A 16,185-nucleotide genomic window follows, 5' to 3' on the forward strand; every position below is an offset into this window, starting at 1 on the left:
GGCAGAAAAAAGCAGAGCGAGAGGGTTACCGCCTCCCGCCAGAAGTGATTCACCATTCTGCTTATTGTGCCGCGGCCTTGGCTTTTTTGGTCCTCTTGATCTTTTCCGGACGTCCTAGCAGTTCGATGACCGAAATGGGGGCTGCGTCTCCCAATCGCAATCCTTTGGGTATGATGCGGGTATAACCACCGGACCGTTCCACATAGCGTTCCCGCAGTTCACTGAAAAGTTTGAACACCACGTCCTTGGATCGGACTACGGCCAGGGCCTGGCGGCGGGCATGGAGATCATTCTTTTTGGCCAGAGTGATCATCTGTTCCGCCAGTTGGCGCAATTCCTTGGCCTTGGCGGCGGTAGTCTCCAAACGTTCATGTTCGAGCAGCGAAGTGACCAGGTTGCGCATCATCGCTAAACGGTGTTCTTTGGTCCGGGAAAGTTGTCTCCCAGCTCTGCGGTGCCTCATGACAAACCTTCCTTTCCTTCCGGGACGCCTTCCCGGGGGGGAAAATTTTCCAATTTCATGCCCAGGTTGAGTCCCATTTCCGATAAAATTTCCTTGATTTCATTGAGGGATTTACGGCCGAAGTTCTTGGTTTTCAGCATCTCGGCTTCGCTCTTTTGCACTAATTCGCCGATAAAACGGATATTGGCATTTTTCAGACAGTTGGCGGAACGTACCGAAAGCTCCAGTTCGTTGACCGGTCGAAAGAGATTTTCGTTGAGTCGGCTGATTTCGGTGGCCGGTTTTTCCTCTGTTTCCTCACAAGGTTCTTCAAAGTTGATAAAGATAGTAAGCTGTTCTTTAAGAATCTTGGCGGCGAGGGCCACGGCGTCTTCGGGGCTGACGCTGCCATCGGTCCAGACCTCCAGAGTCAATTTGTCATAATCCGTCTGTTGACCGACGCGTGCCTGCGTCACGATATGGTTGACCTTACGGATAGGGGAAAAGATGGCATCGACAGGGATGGTGCCGATAGACTGTCCCTCTTGCTTATTTTCTTCGGCCGGTCGGTAGCCTTTGCCGGATTTGACCGTGGCCTCAATAAATAATTCGCCGTCTCGAGCCAACGTGGCAATATGGCTGTCGGGGTTTAAAATCTCAATGGTGCCGTCGGTCTTGAAAGCGCCGGCTGTAACTTCCCCTTCTTCCCTGGCCTCGAGGTAAATAACTTTCTCTTCTTGAGAGTGCATCTTAAAGCGGACTGCTTTAAGATTCAAAATAACCTCGGTGACGTCTTCAATAACCCCGGGTATGGGAGAAAATTCGTGATGAATCCCCTTGATCTTTACCGAGGTGATTGCAGTGCCCCTGAGTGAGGAAAGCAAGACGCGGCGCAGGGCATTGCCCAAGGTAGCCCCAAACCCTCGTTCTAGGGGTTCACAGGTAAACTTCCCGTAAAAACGGTTATGTGTATCGGGATCGATCTCTAGCTTTTTTGGTCTAATCAAGTCGGTCCAGTTCTTGTGCATTCGCTCTCCTCGGCACAAAAACCATGTTCTGGTTTTTAGCTTCTCCTGAACATCGTGGTGTTGTGAAAGGTTCGTTTTAAAAAGGAGGGTTCTCCTGGCGGAGAGGCGCGAAACCAAAACGAATTATTTTGAATATAACTCGACGATAAGATGTTCCTGAATCGGCATCGTGACGTCCTCTCGCGATGGCATCAAACGAATAATGCCGCGGAAATTTTCTGTATCGACTTCTAACCATTGGGGAATTCCCCGCCGGGCGACTGCTCCCAGGGCTTCGGCGATCTGCAGAATTTTACGACTTTTCTCTTTTAACTCAATAGTATCACCAACATTGACCAGGTACGAGGGGATGTTGATTTTTTTGCCATTGACCAGAAAATGGTTGTGGCGTACTAGTTGACGGGCTTGGGCCCGGGAATTGGCGAAGCCCAGACGATAAACGACATTGTCGAGGCGACGTTCCAAGAGAGTTAACAGATTGGCGCCGGTGATGCCTTTCTGCCGGTCGGCGGCGGCAAAATAGCTGCGAAACTGTTTTTCCAACAGGCCATACATGCGCCGGACTTTCTGTTTTTCGCGCAACTGAATGCCGAAATCAGAGAATTTTGCCCGACCTTGCCCGTGTTGACCCGGTGGATAGCTATGGCGTTCAAAGGCGCACTTATCGGTGTAGCAGCGATCCCCTTTAAGAAATAATTTCATTCTTTCCCGCCGGCAGAGCCGACAGACTGATTCGCGATACCTGGCCAATTATCACCTCATCATCTAAAGGTTATTATTGTTATAAAACAGCAAAACAGACGAGACCCTCGTTTAAACTTGTACCCTCTGCTACCCTAAACCCGACGCCGCTTTGGCGGCCGGCAGCCATTATGGGGGATAGGGGTGACGTCCCTGATCAGATTGATGGTGAATCCGGCGACCTGAAGGGCTCGAATAGCCGCTTCCCGACCGGCGCCGGGACCTTTGACGAAGACGTCAATTGTCCGCATTCCTTGTTCCATAGCCTTTTTGGCGGCATCTTCGGCGGCCAGTTGTGCCGCAAAGGGGGTGCTTTTGCGCGAACCCTTGAATCCCTGGATTCCGGAGGAAGACCAGGATACTACATTGCCGGCCGGATCGGTAATGGTGACAATGGTGTTATTAAAAGTGGATTGGATGTGCGCTACGCCTGTGGGGATATTTTTTTTCTCTTTTTTCTTTTTGACTCCCCGGCGAGTTACTTTAGCCATGATAACTCCTTACGCTTTTTTCCGCTTGCCGACGACCGAACGGCGAGGGCCTTTTCGGGTGCGGGCATTGGTATGGGTTCGTTGTCCGCGAACCGGCAGTGATTTCCTATGCCGCAGACCGCGGTAGCAGCCGATATCCATGAGTCTCTTAATATTCATGGAAATTTCTCGGCGTAAATCACCTTCCACTTTGTGGTGGGCGTCGATGACGTTGCGGATGCGGGTGAGTTCAGCGTCAGTTAAATTATCCGATTTCGTGCTACCGTCAACTTCGGCAACCTGGAGGATTTTTTGCGCTGTGGTACGGCCGATGCCGTAGATATACGTCAGTGCGATTTCCATCCGTTTATTGCGAGGCAAATCCACCCCTGAGATTCTGGCCAACTTCCTTCCCCCTTTTATCCCTGGCGCTGCTTATGCTTTGGATTTTCACAGATCACCCGTACCACGCCTTTTCGCCGGATGATCTTGCATTTGCTGCAGATTCGCTTAACTGAAGCTTTAACTTTCATGCTAGTGTCCTTTTCCGGGAACAATTCGAGAGGGTTATTTAGCCCGATAAGTAATGCGTCCCCGGTTTAAATCATAAGGAGAAAGTTCTACTGTGACTCTATCTCCGGGTAATATCTTGATATAATGCATCCGCATTTTGCCGGATATGTGCGCCAATACCCTATGACCATTCTCTAATTCCACCCGAAACATGGCATTGGGCAACGGTTCAATGACGGTGCCTTCCACTTCGATAGCTTCTTCTTTGGGCATATACCACTGCTCCCAAAACTGGTTGTCATTACTTACAAATCACCCGCATACCATGAAAATGGCTATTGGTGGTTGATACTTGTCAGTCTATTTGCAAGTTGTCTTTTAACGGGGGCGGGATGCGCTTTGCTTTCCAGCCCTACAATCTACAGTCTGCGCGACAGTTAACAGTCGTTGCTTTCCAATCCTACCAAATATAGAAAAATTCAGGTTTCTTATCCTGCTCGGGTCTGGTTGATTTTAGAATATCCTCATTCCCCTAATCTTGCCAAGCAATCGGCCTTCAGCCTCCGACCATCGGCTTAATGAGGATAATCAGTAAAATACGCCATACCTGGCAATGTCTCGGCTTGCGAAATTGATTCCTCAAATATTTTGAGTGAAAGCTGTTGGCTCATTTCGGGAATAACCCTGGAAAGCCGAAATTATAACCCTATTTATTATATGCTTATAATTTGCTCAAAATCAAGACGCCTTTTTCAGTGAGAGCAATGGTGTGTTCATAATGGGCCGCTAGACTGCCGTCTTTGGTGACTGCCGTCCAACCATCGGGGAGAACGGATACCTGCCAATCTCCGGCGCTCACCATCGGCTCGATAGCCATAGTCATTCCAGCCTGTAAGACCGGCCCATGACCGGGAGGGCCATAATTCGGGATCTGCGGATCTTCATGCAGGGCGCGTCCGATACCATGGCCGACGAAATCTCGGATAACCGAGAAACCTTCTTTTTCGACGGTTTCTTGAATAGCATGGGAGACGTCGCTCAAGCGGTGGCCGATACAGACCTGACCAATGCCGGCATACAGCGCCTCTTCGGTGGTAGCCATGAGCTTTTTGGCAGAGGAACTTACCTCCCCCACCGGTACGGTGACTGCGGCATCTCCGAAGTAGCCGTCATACCGGACACCAAAATCTATACTGACCAGATCTCCCTCCTCCAGACATCGGTGAGAAGGGATGCCGTGGACAACTTCATCATTAATGGAAACGCAGACAGAGCGGGGATAACCCCGGTAATTCTTGAAAGCTGGCTTGACCTTGCGACGGCGGCAGATTTCTTCCGCTAAGATGTCCAACTCCAGGGTTTCCAATCCGGGTTGGATAATTGCGGCCATTTCTGCTAAGGCTTCAGCAACGATCTGATTGGCCACTTGCAATTTGCCAATTTCTAGTGGCGATTTAAGCTTAATCATAGCGCTTTGATTGTTGGGGAAACCCTTGATGGCCAAGCGGTTTCCCCCGAAAAGTCTTATTAGCCTAAGATACCAACAATCTTATTAAAGATGTCGTTAATGCCGCCTACACCCTTAATGGTCTGTAGCATGCCTTGTTTGGCATAATAATCGATCAGGGGTTTGGTGGCCTGGTTATAGGTGGTTAAACGAGAGCGTACGGTAGCTTCATTGTCATCGTCGCGCTGATATAAGGGCGAACCGCATTTATCACACACCCCTTCTTTTTTAGGAGGAGTGAATTTAATATGATACATCTGACCGCAATCCGCATTTTTACAGGTCCGGCGACCGGTGAGACGGGTAACCAGTGCTTCTTCGTCAACCTCGATGCTCAGCACATGGTCGATCTTGGAGCCCATCTTTTTTAAGGTGGCGTCCAGTGCCTCAGCCTGAGGTACTGTGCGCGGAAAACCGTCCAGAATAAATCCTTTCTGGGCATCGGACTGTTTCAGCCTATCTTCAATGATGCCGATAACGACCTCATCGGGGACCAGCTTGCCGGCATCCATATATTCTTTGGCCTTCTTGCCCATGGCGGTGCCTTCCTTGACCGCCGCCCGCAAGATGTCGCCCGTAGAGATCTGAGGAATCTTATACTTCTCAATTAAAAGTTTCGCCTGCGTTCCCTTGCCGGCGCCAGGGCCACCCAACAGAATCAGATTCATGCCTGCCTCCTTAAAAGACGATTTACGCTGCGCGGTAGCGCTGCTACCCCACGCTTACCTACTTTCGCCAGATAGCTCGAAGGATCCAGCTAGGATATATCTTTATCCTTCAAGGGCGGTACATAATCAATAAACCTTACTGCCTAAAAACTGCGCTGAAACTCAACCGAGACCTAAAAACCGGGATGGTCTCGGATTGGAAAAAAAAGTATTTATCTCCGGGTGCGTCCGCCGATGCGCTTCTTCATAAAGCCTTCGTAATGTCGGGTCAACATATGCGACTCTATCTGTCCTACCGTGTCCATGGCCACACCCACGACAATTAACAGGGCCGTGCCGCCGAAATAGAAAGGAACGTTAAATCGTTGCACGAGGACAGTCGGCATGACGCAGACAAAGGAGACATACAAAGCGCCGCCTAAGGTAATCCGGCTCAGGATGCGCTCAATATAGTCGGAAGTCGGCTTACCGGGCCGCAGACCGGGGATATAGCCGCCATACTTTTTCATGTTTTCCGCCACATCAACCGGATTAAAGGTTACGGCGGTATAAAAGTAGCAGAAGAAAATAATGAAAATTACATAGAGAATTTCGTGTATTAAGGCTCCCGGGGAAATCAATTCCGTGGCTCTTCTCACCCAGTCCACATTGATAAAGGTGGCGATAGTGGCTGGAAACATGAGAATAGAGGAGGCGAAAATAGGGGGAATAACGCCGGCGCTGTTCACTTTTAACGGCAGGTGGGTTGTCTGCCCGCCATACATCCGACGTCCTACCACCCGCCGGGCGTATTGTACCGGTATGCGCCGCTGACCCCGCTCCATGAACACAATAAATCCGACCACGGCGATCATCAGAATCATAATGAGAAAGATCAGAATGATGCCGATTTCACCGGTCTTAACCAGTTGCATGGTATTGATGATGGCCGAGGGCATGCGGGCTACGATGCCGGCAAAAATAATCAGAGAAATACCGTTGCCGATGCCGCGCTCAGTGATCTGTTCTCCCAGCCACATAATAAATGCGGTACCCGAAGTGAGGGTCAGGACCGTCATGAGGCGGAAGGCCCATCCCGGATGCAGTACTACCGGGACCCCGCCGCTTTCCATACCCATACCTTCAAGACCCATACTGATGCCCAGGCCTTGGATGGCGCTTAAAATTACGGTACCATAGCGGGTGTACTGTTTAATTTTCTTCTGGCCGGCTTCCCCTTCTTTATAGAGTTTGTCCAGGGCTGGTATAACCACCTTCATCAGCTCCATAATAATGGAAGCGCTGATGTAAGGCATAATTCCCAAGGCAAAGACGCTCAGGCGCTCCAGGGCGCCACCGGAGAACATGTCGAACAATCCGAAGATTGTGCCGCGGTGGCGGGCGAAAAAGCTCATCAAGGCATCGGCGTCGATTCCTGGGGTGGGAATATGACAACCGATACGATAAACGGCCAGGAGCAGTAAGGTGACTATGATCCGCCGTTTGAGCTCTGGTATTTTGGCGATGTTTTGCAGGCCGCCCAGCAAGTTAAATTACCTCGACGGCGCCGCCTTGGGCTTCGATCATTTCCCGGGCCTTGCCGCTGACCGCATGCAGCCGCACCGTCAGAGGGACAGTGACCGCACCATCGGCTAGAAGCTTGATGCTGCTGGCGCTTTTGGGAACGAGCCCGGCGTTTTTTAGGACCTCTTCATCAACCACAGTACCCGCCGGGAAGCGGGTTAGGTCCCGAAGATTGATGATGACCTGGGGTTTCCGGAAGATATTGGTGAATCCACGCTTGGGCAGACGCCGAATGATGGGCATCTGGCCGCCTTCGAAGGCAGGGCCGAGTTTGGCGCCGGAGCGCGACCTCTGCCCTTTATGTCCCCGACAGGCAGTCTTGCCATGTCCGGAACCGGTACCGCGGCCGACACGTTTTTTCTTATGTTTCGAACCCGGACAGGGTTGCAGTTCATCTAATCTCATAAGTACTTAACCTTCTCTGGACCTGGTGCGAACTTCTACCAAATGGGCGACTTGCCGAACCATGCCGCGGACAGCCGGAGTATCCTTGTGGCGGACGGTTTTAGAAAGTTTCGTTAAACCTAACGTTGTCAAGGTAATCCGCTGTCGCTCGGGTCTGCCGATGGGGCTCCGCTTTAAGGTGATCTCCAAAACCTGTTCTACCATAAGTTTCTCTCTTCTCAATACTGGCTAAGCCCTGATTTCTTCGAGAGCGCGGTTGCGTTTTTGGGCTATTTCTTCCGGACTGGCCAACTGTTTTAAAGCGTCGAAAGTGGCCTTCACGGCGTTATGGGGATTATTGGAACCCAGGCATTTGGTCAAGATATTCTGAATCCCGGCTACTTCCACCACGGCCCGCACCGGTCCACCAGCAATGACGCCAGTTCCTTCGGAGGCCGGCTTTAACAGCACCTTGCCTGATCCAAATCTTCCCACTACCGTATAGGGGATGGTCGAATTTAAGATAGGTACCTTAATCAGGCTTTTTTTGGCGCGTTCCATGGCCTTGCGGATGGCTTCCGGCACTTCATTGGCCTTACCCAGACCGGCTCCAACCTGTCCCTGACCATCACCCACTACGACCAGGGCGTTGAAACTAAAACGCCGCCCACCTTTGACAACCTTGGCCACCCGGCTAATGTGTACCACCTTGTCAAGAAATTGTATTTCCGATGCCTCGCTCTCGAACAATGTTACCTCCATAGACCCAACGGTCTAAAGAACTTTTAGGTTCCAGCCGATTAAAAATCCAACCCGTGCTCTCGACAGCTATCGGCCAACTCTTTAATACGTCCATGATATAAAAAACCGTTGCGGTCAAACGCTACCTGGGAGATTCCTATGGTTTTGGCTTTTTCTGCCAAAAGTTTTCCCACCATCCGAGCCGCTTCGGTCTTTTTCAGGGAAGTAGCCTCACTGCGGAGTTGCTTGCTCAGGGTGGAGGCGGCGATCAGGGTCTGTCCCTTTTGATCGTCAATGATTTGGGCATAGATATGCCGCGAGCTTTTAAAAACGGATAATCGGGGGCGCTCCGAAACTCCCAAGATATTCTTGCGAACCCGCCGCTTACGTTTTAATCTGGCCACCACTTTCGGGTTAGTCTGTCCCATGATTGTTACCTTATCTACCAAAACTCTGTCATGGCCGCTAGCGGCCACCCGTTCCCTCCCATTGCTGAGGGGCTGCCATTGTTATCGCGGGTTACCTGCTAACTTATAATTATTAGTTATTACTTCCAAATTACCAACACCCGGCAATACTGCCGTGTGTAGGGGCGGGCTATTTGATTCGACCTCAAACTGTCCGCCGGTTCATGATTAACGTCCGCCAGCTTTTCCCACTTTGCGGCGGATAACTTCGTCGGCGTACTTAATGCCCTTGCCTTTATAAGGTTCCGGCGGCCGCATCTGTCGAATAACTGCTGCCGTCTGTCCTAAAGATTCCTTATCAGCCCCTTCGAGGATCAGACGGTTGGTTTTTTCGACCTTGGCGGTAATGCCGGTTGGTAATCTGTACTCAATAGGATGGGAATAGCCCAGACTAAAGAGTAGATGGTCGCCTTTATCTTCCACTTTATAGCCGGTACCCACGATTTCAAGCGTTTTGAGGAAGCCGGTGCTGACGCCGGTAATCATATTGGCTACGAGGGTGCGTTCCAATCCCCAATAACGCCAATATGATTTATTATCATCCCTCAATAAGACCTTTAATTCGGTGGGGGTTATTTCTAAATCCACCAGAGGGTGAAGGTGCCGCGCCAATGTTCCCTTGGGCCCTTTAACGGTGAGAGAACCGTTGTCGTAGTTCACCTTGACTTCTTTGGGCAGAGGGATAGGTTGTTTGCCGATGCGAGACATATTAATATTTCCTTTTCACGGCCATGCCACCAGATTTGGCAATAACGCCGCGGCTGGCTTTCCTACCAGATGTTGCATAGGACCTCACCGCCGACACCTTGTTGACGTGCCTCCCGGTCAGTAAGGATTCCTTTGGAGGTTGACACGATCGCGACGCCAAGCCCACCCAGAACTTGTATAATGCCATCTTTCGGGGCATACACGCGGCGGCTTGGCTTGCTGATCCGCTTCAGACCGTTAATCAGCGGCTTGCTTGATCTGTCGTATTTTAAATAAACCCGCAGCACACCTTGTTTTTTGTCCTTGATAATCTTGAAATTCTTAATATAGCCCTCTTCTTTGAGAAGGCGCGCCACGCTGATCTTCATCCGGGATGCGGGAATATCGACTTTATCAAATCTCGCCGCCCCCGCATTGCGGATCCTGGTCAACATGTCCGCTAGGGGATCGGTAAGGCCCATAATGTTTGACTCCTATTTGCCAGAGGTAATTGCCAAGATTAACTTTCAATGCTGCCCGGCTGCTTTACCGACTGCCCGTGGAAAATCCATGATGCTTTTCGGTCAACCGTATCCTACCAACTTGATTTAATGACCCCTGGTATTTCCCCCTTGAGGGCCAGTGACCGGAAGCAGAGTCGGCAGATGCCAAATTTCCGAATGTAAGCTCGCGGCCGGCCGCACAAAGGGCAGCGATTATATTTCCGGACACTGAATTTCGGTTCCCGCTTCGCCTTGGCAATGATAGATTTTTTTGCCACTCAAGTCTCCTTACTAACTTCTGAAAGGCATTCCCAACCGCCTGAGAAGGAATTTTGCTTCCTCATCCGTAGGGGCAGAGGTGACGATAGTTATATTCATTCCTTTAATCTTATCAATCTTATCATAATCGATCTCTGGAAAGATGATCTGCTCTTTGATTCCCAGGGTATAGTTGCCCCGACCATCAAAGGCCTTATCAGACACGCCCCGAAAATCGCGTACCCTCGGAAGGGCGATATTCATCAGCCGATCCAAAAACTCAAACATCTTATCTCGCCGTAGGGTAACCATGACGCCGATAGGCATACCCTCTCTCAACTTGAAGGCGGCGATAGACCTGCGGGCCCGGGTAATGACTGGTTTCTGGCCGGTAATGGCCGCCAGTTCAGCACTGGCGGAGTCCAAAATCTTGATATTTTGCGTTGCCTCGCCCAGCCCCATATTAACCACGATTTTTTGGAGCCGCGGCGCCTGCATCACGCTTTTATACCGGAACTCCTGGATCATTGCCGGAATACATTCTTTTTGATAAAAATCGTATAACCGCGCCATACTGTTTCTTACCCTTCGATCAGTTCACCGCACTTGCAACAGGTGCGTACCCATTTGCCGTCAGCGGTCTGAGTCTTTTTGATCCGAGTGGCCTCGGTGCATTTTCCACAGATAAGCTTAACGTTGGAGATATGCAGGGGGGCTTCTTTTTCGATGATGCCCCCTTGACCGGTGGTTGGGCTCGGTCGGGTGTGGCGTTTAATCATGTTAATCTTCTCCACCAGGACCCGGTTCTTATCTCGCAGGACTTTGAGGACCTTGCCGGTCTTGCCTTTTTCTTTGCCGGCGATCACTTCGACTTTATCATTCTTTTTGATGCGGATGATAATTTCTGTTTCTATCGGTTTTTTTTTGGCCATCTGAGCACCTATAACACCTCTGGGGCCAGGGAGATGATCTTCATAAATTTCTTGGCCCGCAGTTCCCGCGCCACCGGGCCGAATATACGCGTGCCGATGGGCTCACCCTGTGGATTAATCAATACTGCCGAATTATCGGAGAATCTGATATACGAACCATCGGGTCGGCTGGTTTCCTTGATAGTCCTTACCACTACCGCCCGTTTGACGTCGCCCTTTTTAACTTTGGAATTGGGCAGGGCTTCTTTTACGGCTACTACAATGATATCACCGACGCAGGCATAGCGTCGTCTGGTGCCTCCCAAAACCCGAATGCACTGCAACTGCTTGGCGCCGGAATTGTCTGCGACATTTAACGTTGTGTGTACTTGAATCATAGCCGACCTTTACTCTCCGAGCTGATCCGCCACAGAGGGTTCGAAGGCTCAGATGAGATGTTGTTATTTTATCCAAAACCCGCAAATTTATAGGGCTTTCTCGAGTATTTCTTTTATCCGCCAGCGTTTGTCCCGACTTAAAGGGCGAGATTCAATAATCAGCACCTTGTCGCCGACGCCGCATGCGTTATTTTGATCGTGGGCTTTGAATTTTTTCCGCCGTTTTACTGTCTTATGATAGACAGGGTGACGGACTAACCGTTCGACGCGAACGACCACGGTTTTGTCCATCTTGTCGCTGACGACAACGCCGGTTAAAGTTTTTCGGTTACCTCGTTCTTGATCCATGTCTCTTCTCTCAGAAATTTCCAACACTGTCTCATGGATGGCGTTGGTCTATATCGACTTTTCCCTCAGCACTGTCTTCAATCGGGCCAAATCCCGACGCGATTCACGCAGGCGAGCCGAATTGCTGAGCTGCTGGCTGGCGAGCTGAAACTTCAGATTGAAGAGCTCTTCTTCCAATTCCTTCATCTTGGCCAACAATTCTTCGCCGGTAAGTTCTCGCAAGTCTGCGGCTTTCATGTGTCCTCCCGGATGACAAATCTGGTTTTGATCGGGAGTTTATGACTGGCCAGACGCAGAGCCTCGCGCGCCACCTCTTCCGGGATGCCTTCCATTTCGTACAAAATCCGCCCTGGCCGGATTACTGCCAGCCAGCCTTCCGGGCTGCCCTTGCCCTTGCCCATCCGGGTTTCCGCCGGTTTTCGGGTAAAGGGTTTATCGGGGAAAATCCTGATCCAGATCTTGCCGCCGCGCTTAATGTATCGTGTCATGGCTATACGGGCTGCTTCAATCTGTTGGGCAGTCAGATAACCGCAATCCTGGGCTTGTAGACCGAAAGCGCCAAAGGCTACCTTATTACCGCGGGTGGCCTGACCTCTCATTCGCCCCTTTTGTTGTTTCCGGTAACGTACTCGTTTTGGACTTAACATAAGATTTTACCATCCTTGTGGACGCAGACTGGCACTCAGTAGTTGAGCCGGTCCTCCGACAGGATCTCCCCTTTGAAAATCCAGGCCTTTATACCGATGACGCCGTAGGTTGTCCTCGCTTCGGCAACGCCGTAGTCAATATCAGCCCGCAGCGTATGAAGAGGTACCCGTCCTTCCCGGTACCACTCCCGGCGTGCCATTTCAGCCCCGCCCAGACGTCCGGCGACTCGCACTTTGATGCCTTGGGCACCAAATTTCATTGCCTGACCGACAGCCTTTTTCATCGCCCGGCGGAAAGCTACCCGTCTTTCCAATTGTAAGGCGATATTTTCCGCCACCAATTGCGCATTAAGTTCGGGCTTGCGGACTTCGTGGATATCCACGATTAATTCCCGGCCGATTAATCTTTGTAATTTCTGGCGGAGTTCTTCGATTTTTTTGCCTTTTTGACCGATGACGATGCCAGGCCGAGAGGTATGGATCTTCATCTTAACCTTATTGGCCGCCCGCTCAATATCAATGGCGGCAATCCCGGCTCCTTGAAGTTCCTTCTCATTTTTAATGAACTTGCGAATTTTTTGGTCTTCTAATAAAAGATCAGAGTAATTTTTCCGAGCAAACCAATAGGAATGCCAGCGTCGGTAACTGCCCAAACGGAACCCGACTGGATGAACTTTCTGTCCCAAGCGCTCCTCCCGCTGCCAATGCCGCCCTAAGGCTTTATGGGCAGATATCTATCTGTTATTTCTCGTCCAACACCACGGTAATGTGGCTGGTGCGTTTAACGATTCGATTGACTCGCCCCATGGCCCTCGACATAAAACGTTTTAATGAAGGCCCGCCGTCGACATATGCCCTTTTGATAAAGAGGCTATCGACGTCGACTTGGGAACGTTGACTGGCGTTGGCCACTGCCGATTCCACCAACCGGCGAACGAGGCGAGCCGCTTTTTTGGGAATGAATTGTAATGCCCCCAATGCTTCGTCAACTTTTTTGTCCTTGATAGCCCGGGTGACGAGCCGAACTTTTTGGGGCGAGATATGAACGAATTTTGCTTGAGCTCGAATTTCCATAAATAACCTATAAGATGAGCACTGCCGGCTGCCGTTATTTGCCTTTGACTTTGGTCTTTTTGGCGCCAGCGTGGCCGTAATACGTGCGCGTCGGTGAGAATTCTCCCAACTTGTGGCCCACCATGTTTTCCGTAACGAAAACCGGGATGAACTTTTTGCCGTTGTGTACGGCCAGGGTCAACCCGACAAAATCCGGTGTGATAGTCGAACGCCGGGACCACGTCTTAATCACTCTGCGGTCCTGGGTGTCTTTGGCCTTTAGAACTTTGACAAGCAAGCTCTCTTGAACATAAGGGCCTTTTTTTAGTGAACGCGGCACGTTTCCTCCATCTCAAAACAGCAGCTCAAAAAACTTCCAAGGTTTCCGTTTCTCATTTTTAACATACTACTTATTTCGCCGCTTGATAATGTAGCGATCACTCTCTTTGGGTTTGCGGGTCTTAAACCCTTTGGTGGGTTTGCCCCAGGGGCTCACCGGATGGCGTCCGCCAGAGGATTTACCTTCTCCACCACCCATCGGATGGTCGACAGGGTTCATGGCCACGCCGCGCACGTGCGGTTTCCGTCCCAGCCAGCGTTTCCGTCCGGCTTTGCCGATGGAAAGATTTTCGTGCTCGACATTGCTCAGTTGGCCAATAGTGGCCTTGCAATTTATATGTACTACCCGCACCTCTCCGGAGGGAAGCTTCAACTGGGCGTAATTCCCTTCTCTGGCTACCAACTGGGCATAGGCTCCGGCAGCGCGAGCCATCTGACCGCCTTTGCCCGGCTTCAGCTCGATATTATGAACCAAGGTGCCCAGAGGAATGTTACGCAGGGGCAGGGCGTTGCCGGGTTTGATGTCGGCTTCAGGGCTGGAGACGACTGTGTCCCCAACGTTAAGATTCAGCGGTGCCAAAATATAGGTCTTTTCCCCATCCAGGTAGTGAAGCAGGGCAATACGGGCCGAACGGTTAGGATCATATTCGATGCTGGCGACTTTAGCGGGGACCGCTTCTTTGTTTCTCTTGAAATCAATCAATCGATACAGGCGCTTGTGTCCACCGCCGCGGTGTCTGACCGTAACCCGCCCCTTGTTATTCCGTCCGCCACTCTTGGGTAGTGAAGCGACCAGGCTCTTTTCCGGCTCGGCCTTGGTGATTTCGGCAAAATCATGTCCCGTCTGAAAACGACGACCCGCCGATGTCGGTTTTCTTTGAATTAATGCCATGATGTTATCCTTTTTGCCCGATCATCTTGAAACAGCGATTGATAGAATTATACGCCTTCAAAGAATGGAATTTTCTCACCCGGACCCAGCGTGATAATCGCTTTCTTCCAATCCGAGCGCTTTCCTTCGTAGCGCCCCAACCGCTTTTTCTTTCCTTCATACCGGCAGGTGTTTACCCCGGCTACTTTAACCTTAAATACTTCTTCCACTGCCTGGCGGATTTCAATCTTGTTAGCCCGAACATCGACTTTTAAGGTAATCTTGTTGCCGGCTTCTTTCTGCAGGTGGCTCTTTTCAGTGATCAAGGGGCCTTTGATGAGATGATGATAAGCCTTCACGCGACGAACCTCTCTTCGATCTGGCTAATGGCCGGCTGAAAAACTACTAAGTGGTCATAGCGCAAGATATCATAGACGTTTATACCCTCGGTCCGCATAATCTGCACATAGGGAACATTGCGGGACGAAAGCGTGAGCACCTGATTGTCGTCCGCAGTAATAAACAGGGCCTTATTGATCTGAAATTTCTCCAAGACCCGAATAAAATCCTTGGTTTTCGGCGAATCGTAGGGGTATTGATCTAAAATCAGTAGTTGACCGTCGGCCAACTTGCTGGAGAGGGCCATTTTCAAAGCTAGACGACGGACTTTTTTGGGAGGCTTATAAGCATAGCTACGAGGCTTGGGTCCGAAAACGACGCCACCACCGCGCCAGAGCGGGGAACGGATTGACCCGACTCGGGCTCGGCCGGTTCCTTTCTGCCGCCAGGGCTTATGCCCGCCGCCCCTCACTTCCGAGCGTCCTTTCGTGGATGCAGTTCCCGCCCGACGGCAAGCCAGCTGCATCGTCACCACTTCATGCAGGATATGGCCCTGCACCGGAATATTAAAGATATCGTCGCGTAAACTCACTTCACCTACTTTATTGCGATCGATATCGTAGACATCAATGACCGGCATGTCTCTTTCCCCAATAGCTACTCAGACTTTTTGATTAATAAGAGGCCGTGGCGGGCCCCCGGAACTGCACCTTTGAGAATTAACAGGTTACTTTCCGGGCGGACATCAACTACTTCGAGGGTGAGGGTAGTTACCCGGGCATTTCCCATGCGTCCAGGCAGCTTCTTGCCCTTGAAAACCCTTGACGGATAGGCGCTGGCCCCGATAGAGCCCGGAGCTCGATGCGACATTGAACCATGGGTTTCCGGACCCCGTTGAAAGCCCCAGCGCTTGATAACTCCGGCAAAACCGCGTCCCTTGCTGAAGCCGACCACATCCACCCGCTCGCCGATCTCAAATTGGCTAACGTCCAGTTCTTGACCCACCTCTAAATCTGAGATGGATTCCAGACGGAACTCTTTCAAAAACCGGAAACCACTTTTGAAACCATGCTTCTCATAATGCCCTTGCAGGGGTTTGGTCAGTTTATCCAGCCTCTTGCGGATAAAGCCGACCTGTACGGCATCATAACCGTCAGCGGCCAGGGACTTTTTTTGAACTATATAACAGGGGCCCGCCTCGATTACGGTCACCGGCAGAGCGACGCCTTCGGCGCTGAATATGCGGGTCATCCCCAATTTCCTTCCCAATAGCCTTCCTATCATGACCTTCCCCAATCCTCCCTGGC

The 16,185-nt window shown here is 50.9% G+C and carries 29 protein-coding genes and 1 pseudogene; all 30 read right to left on the reverse strand.

Going from position 1 to position 16,185, the window contains the following annotated elements:
• Positions 1-70 precede the first annotated feature (70 nt).
• A pseudogene (gene rplQ / locus DESAC_RS07105) lies at positions 71-463 on the reverse strand (50S ribosomal protein L17); the annotation flags it as partial.
• Positions 460-1,470, reverse strand: coding sequence for a DNA-directed RNA polymerase subunit alpha (locus DESAC_RS07110; RefSeq protein ID WP_013706394.1), 1,011 nt, complete (start codon positions 1,468-1,470; stop codon positions 460-462). The pseudogene rplQ and the gene DESAC_RS07110, both read right to left, overlap by 4 nt.
• Before the next feature lie 123 nt (positions 1,471-1,593).
• A complete protein-coding gene (gene rpsD, locus DESAC_RS07115) occupies positions 1,594-2,220 on the reverse strand; it encodes a 30S ribosomal protein S4 (protein WP_013706395.1) in 627 nt (208 codons plus the stop codon).
• Positions 2,221-2,306: 86 nt separating this feature from the next.
• Positions 2,307-2,702: a 30S ribosomal protein S11 gene (rpsK, locus tag DESAC_RS07120; RefSeq protein WP_013706396.1), complete on the reverse strand. Its 396-nt coding sequence runs from the start codon at positions 2,700-2,702 to the stop codon at positions 2,307-2,309.
• A gap of 9 nt (positions 2,703-2,711) precedes the next feature.
• Positions 2,712-3,086 (reverse strand): 30S ribosomal protein S13, encoded by a 375-nt coding sequence (rpsM, locus tag DESAC_RS07125; RefSeq protein WP_013706397.1) that lies wholly within the window; start codon positions 3,084-3,086, stop codon positions 2,712-2,714.
• A gap of 14 nt (positions 3,087-3,100) precedes the next feature.
• Entirely contained in the window at positions 3,101-3,214 is a 114-nt protein-coding gene (gene rpmJ, locus DESAC_RS07130; RefSeq protein WP_013706398.1) for a 50S ribosomal protein L36, read from the reverse strand.
• A 34-nt stretch (positions 3,215-3,248) separates the two neighbouring features.
• Positions 3,249-3,467 (reverse strand): translation initiation factor IF-1, encoded by a 219-nt coding sequence (gene infA / locus DESAC_RS07135; protein ID WP_013706399.1) that lies wholly within the window; start codon positions 3,465-3,467, stop codon positions 3,249-3,251.
• Between the two features lie 448 nt (positions 3,468-3,915).
• Entirely contained in the window at positions 3,916-4,662 is a 747-nt protein-coding gene (gene map, locus DESAC_RS07140; protein ID WP_041284349.1) for a type I methionyl aminopeptidase, read from the reverse strand.
• A gap of 59 nt (positions 4,663-4,721) precedes the next feature.
• Positions 4,722-5,369 (reverse strand): adenylate kinase, encoded by a 648-nt coding sequence (locus DESAC_RS07145; protein ID WP_013706401.1) that lies wholly within the window; start codon positions 5,367-5,369, stop codon positions 4,722-4,724.
• 212 nt (positions 5,370-5,581) lie between these two features.
• Positions 5,582-6,895, reverse strand: a complete 1,314-nt coding sequence (gene secY, locus DESAC_RS07150; protein ID WP_013706402.1) for a preprotein translocase subunit SecY — start codon at positions 6,893-6,895, stop codon at positions 5,582-5,584.
• Between the two features lies 1 nt (position 6,896).
• A complete protein-coding gene (gene rplO / locus DESAC_RS07155) occupies positions 6,897-7,337 on the reverse strand; it encodes a 50S ribosomal protein L15 (protein ID WP_013706403.1) in 441 nt (146 codons plus the stop codon).
• Positions 7,338-7,343: 6 nt separating this feature from the next.
• Positions 7,344-7,541: a 50S ribosomal protein L30 gene (gene rpmD, locus DESAC_RS07160; RefSeq protein WP_013706404.1), complete on the reverse strand. Its 198-nt coding sequence runs from the start codon at positions 7,539-7,541 to the stop codon at positions 7,344-7,346.
• Positions 7,542-7,565: 24 nt separating this feature from the next.
• Positions 7,566-8,078: a 30S ribosomal protein S5 gene (gene rpsE / locus DESAC_RS07165; RefSeq protein WP_041283853.1), complete on the reverse strand. Its 513-nt coding sequence runs from the start codon at positions 8,076-8,078 to the stop codon at positions 7,566-7,568.
• 38 nt (positions 8,079-8,116) lie between these two features.
• The gene (rplR, locus tag DESAC_RS07170; protein WP_041283854.1) at positions 8,117-8,485 is read right to left on the reverse strand and encodes a 50S ribosomal protein L18; all 369 of its coding nucleotides are present in this window, start codon (positions 8,483-8,485) and stop codon (positions 8,117-8,119) included.
• Positions 8,486-8,692: 207 nt separating this feature from the next.
• Entirely contained in the window at positions 8,693-9,232 is a 540-nt protein-coding gene (gene rplF / locus DESAC_RS07175) for a 50S ribosomal protein L6 (RefSeq protein ID WP_013706407.1), read from the reverse strand.
• 62 nt (positions 9,233-9,294) lie between these two features.
• Positions 9,295-9,693 carry a 30S ribosomal protein S8 gene (gene rpsH / locus DESAC_RS07180; protein ID WP_013706408.1) on the reverse strand — a complete coding sequence of 133 codons (399 nt, stop codon included), beginning with the start codon at positions 9,691-9,693 and terminating at the stop codon, positions 9,295-9,297.
• A 113-nt stretch (positions 9,694-9,806) separates the two neighbouring features.
• Positions 9,807-9,992, reverse strand: coding sequence for a type Z 30S ribosomal protein S14 (locus tag DESAC_RS07185; protein WP_013706409.1), 186 nt, complete (start codon positions 9,990-9,992; stop codon positions 9,807-9,809).
• Between the two features lie 13 nt (positions 9,993-10,005).
• Entirely contained in the window at positions 10,006-10,545 is a 540-nt protein-coding gene (rplE, locus tag DESAC_RS07190; RefSeq protein WP_013706410.1) for a 50S ribosomal protein L5, read from the reverse strand.
• A gap of 8 nt (positions 10,546-10,553) precedes the next feature.
• Entirely contained in the window at positions 10,554-10,904 is a 351-nt protein-coding gene (gene rplX, locus DESAC_RS07195) for a 50S ribosomal protein L24 (RefSeq protein ID WP_013706411.1), read from the reverse strand.
• 8 nt (positions 10,905-10,912) lie between these two features.
• On the reverse strand, positions 10,913-11,281 hold the full coding sequence (gene rplN / locus DESAC_RS07200; RefSeq protein ID WP_013706412.1) for a 50S ribosomal protein L14: 369 nt from the start codon (positions 11,279-11,281) through the stop codon (positions 10,913-10,915).
• Positions 11,282-11,368: 87 nt separating this feature from the next.
• On the reverse strand, positions 11,369-11,629 hold the full coding sequence (gene rpsQ, locus DESAC_RS07205; RefSeq protein ID WP_013706413.1) for a 30S ribosomal protein S17: 261 nt from the start codon (positions 11,627-11,629) through the stop codon (positions 11,369-11,371).
• A gap of 48 nt (positions 11,630-11,677) precedes the next feature.
• Positions 11,678-11,866, reverse strand: a complete 189-nt coding sequence (gene rpmC / locus DESAC_RS07210; protein ID WP_013706414.1) for a 50S ribosomal protein L29 — start codon at positions 11,864-11,866, stop codon at positions 11,678-11,680.
• On the reverse strand, positions 11,863-12,276 hold the full coding sequence (rplP, locus tag DESAC_RS07215; RefSeq protein ID WP_013706415.1) for a 50S ribosomal protein L16: 414 nt from the start codon (positions 12,274-12,276) through the stop codon (positions 11,863-11,865). The genes rpmC and rplP overlap by 4 nt, the downstream gene beginning before the upstream one ends.
• 35 nt (positions 12,277-12,311) lie before the next feature.
• Positions 12,312-12,962, reverse strand: coding sequence for a 30S ribosomal protein S3 (gene rpsC, locus DESAC_RS07220; RefSeq protein ID WP_013706416.1), 651 nt, complete (start codon positions 12,960-12,962; stop codon positions 12,312-12,314).
• Between the two features lie 55 nt (positions 12,963-13,017).
• Complete coding sequence (gene rplV / locus DESAC_RS07225) at positions 13,018-13,350, reverse strand: 50S ribosomal protein L22 (protein ID WP_013706417.1); 333 nt, start codon at positions 13,348-13,350, stop codon at positions 13,018-13,020.
• A gap of 34 nt (positions 13,351-13,384) precedes the next feature.
• Entirely contained in the window at positions 13,385-13,669 is a 285-nt protein-coding gene (rpsS, locus tag DESAC_RS07230) for a 30S ribosomal protein S19 (protein ID WP_013706418.1), read from the reverse strand.
• A gap of 66 nt (positions 13,670-13,735) precedes the next feature.
• The gene (gene rplB, locus DESAC_RS07235; RefSeq protein ID WP_013706419.1) at positions 13,736-14,560 is read right to left on the reverse strand and encodes a 50S ribosomal protein L2; all 825 of its coding nucleotides are present in this window, start codon (positions 14,558-14,560) and stop codon (positions 13,736-13,738) included.
• A 47-nt stretch (positions 14,561-14,607) separates the two neighbouring features.
• Complete coding sequence (rplW, locus tag DESAC_RS07240; protein ID WP_013706420.1) at positions 14,608-14,898, reverse strand: 50S ribosomal protein L23; 291 nt, start codon at positions 14,896-14,898, stop codon at positions 14,608-14,610.
• A complete protein-coding gene (rplD, locus tag DESAC_RS07245) occupies positions 14,895-15,518 on the reverse strand; it encodes a 50S ribosomal protein L4 (RefSeq protein ID WP_013706421.1) in 624 nt (207 codons plus the stop codon). Before rplD ends, rplW begins: the two co-directional genes overlap by 4 nt.
• Before the next feature lie 17 nt (positions 15,519-15,535).
• A complete protein-coding gene (rplC, locus tag DESAC_RS07250) occupies positions 15,536-16,162 on the reverse strand; it encodes a 50S ribosomal protein L3 (RefSeq protein WP_013706422.1) in 627 nt (208 codons plus the stop codon).
• Positions 16,163-16,185: the final 23 nt, after the last annotated feature.

Origin of the sequence: Desulfobacca acetoxidans DSM 11109, from assembly GCF_000195295.1 — a bacterium.
Taxonomy (GTDB): domain Bacteria; phylum Desulfobacterota; class Desulfobaccia; order Desulfobaccales; family Desulfobaccaceae; genus Desulfobacca; species Desulfobacca acetoxidans.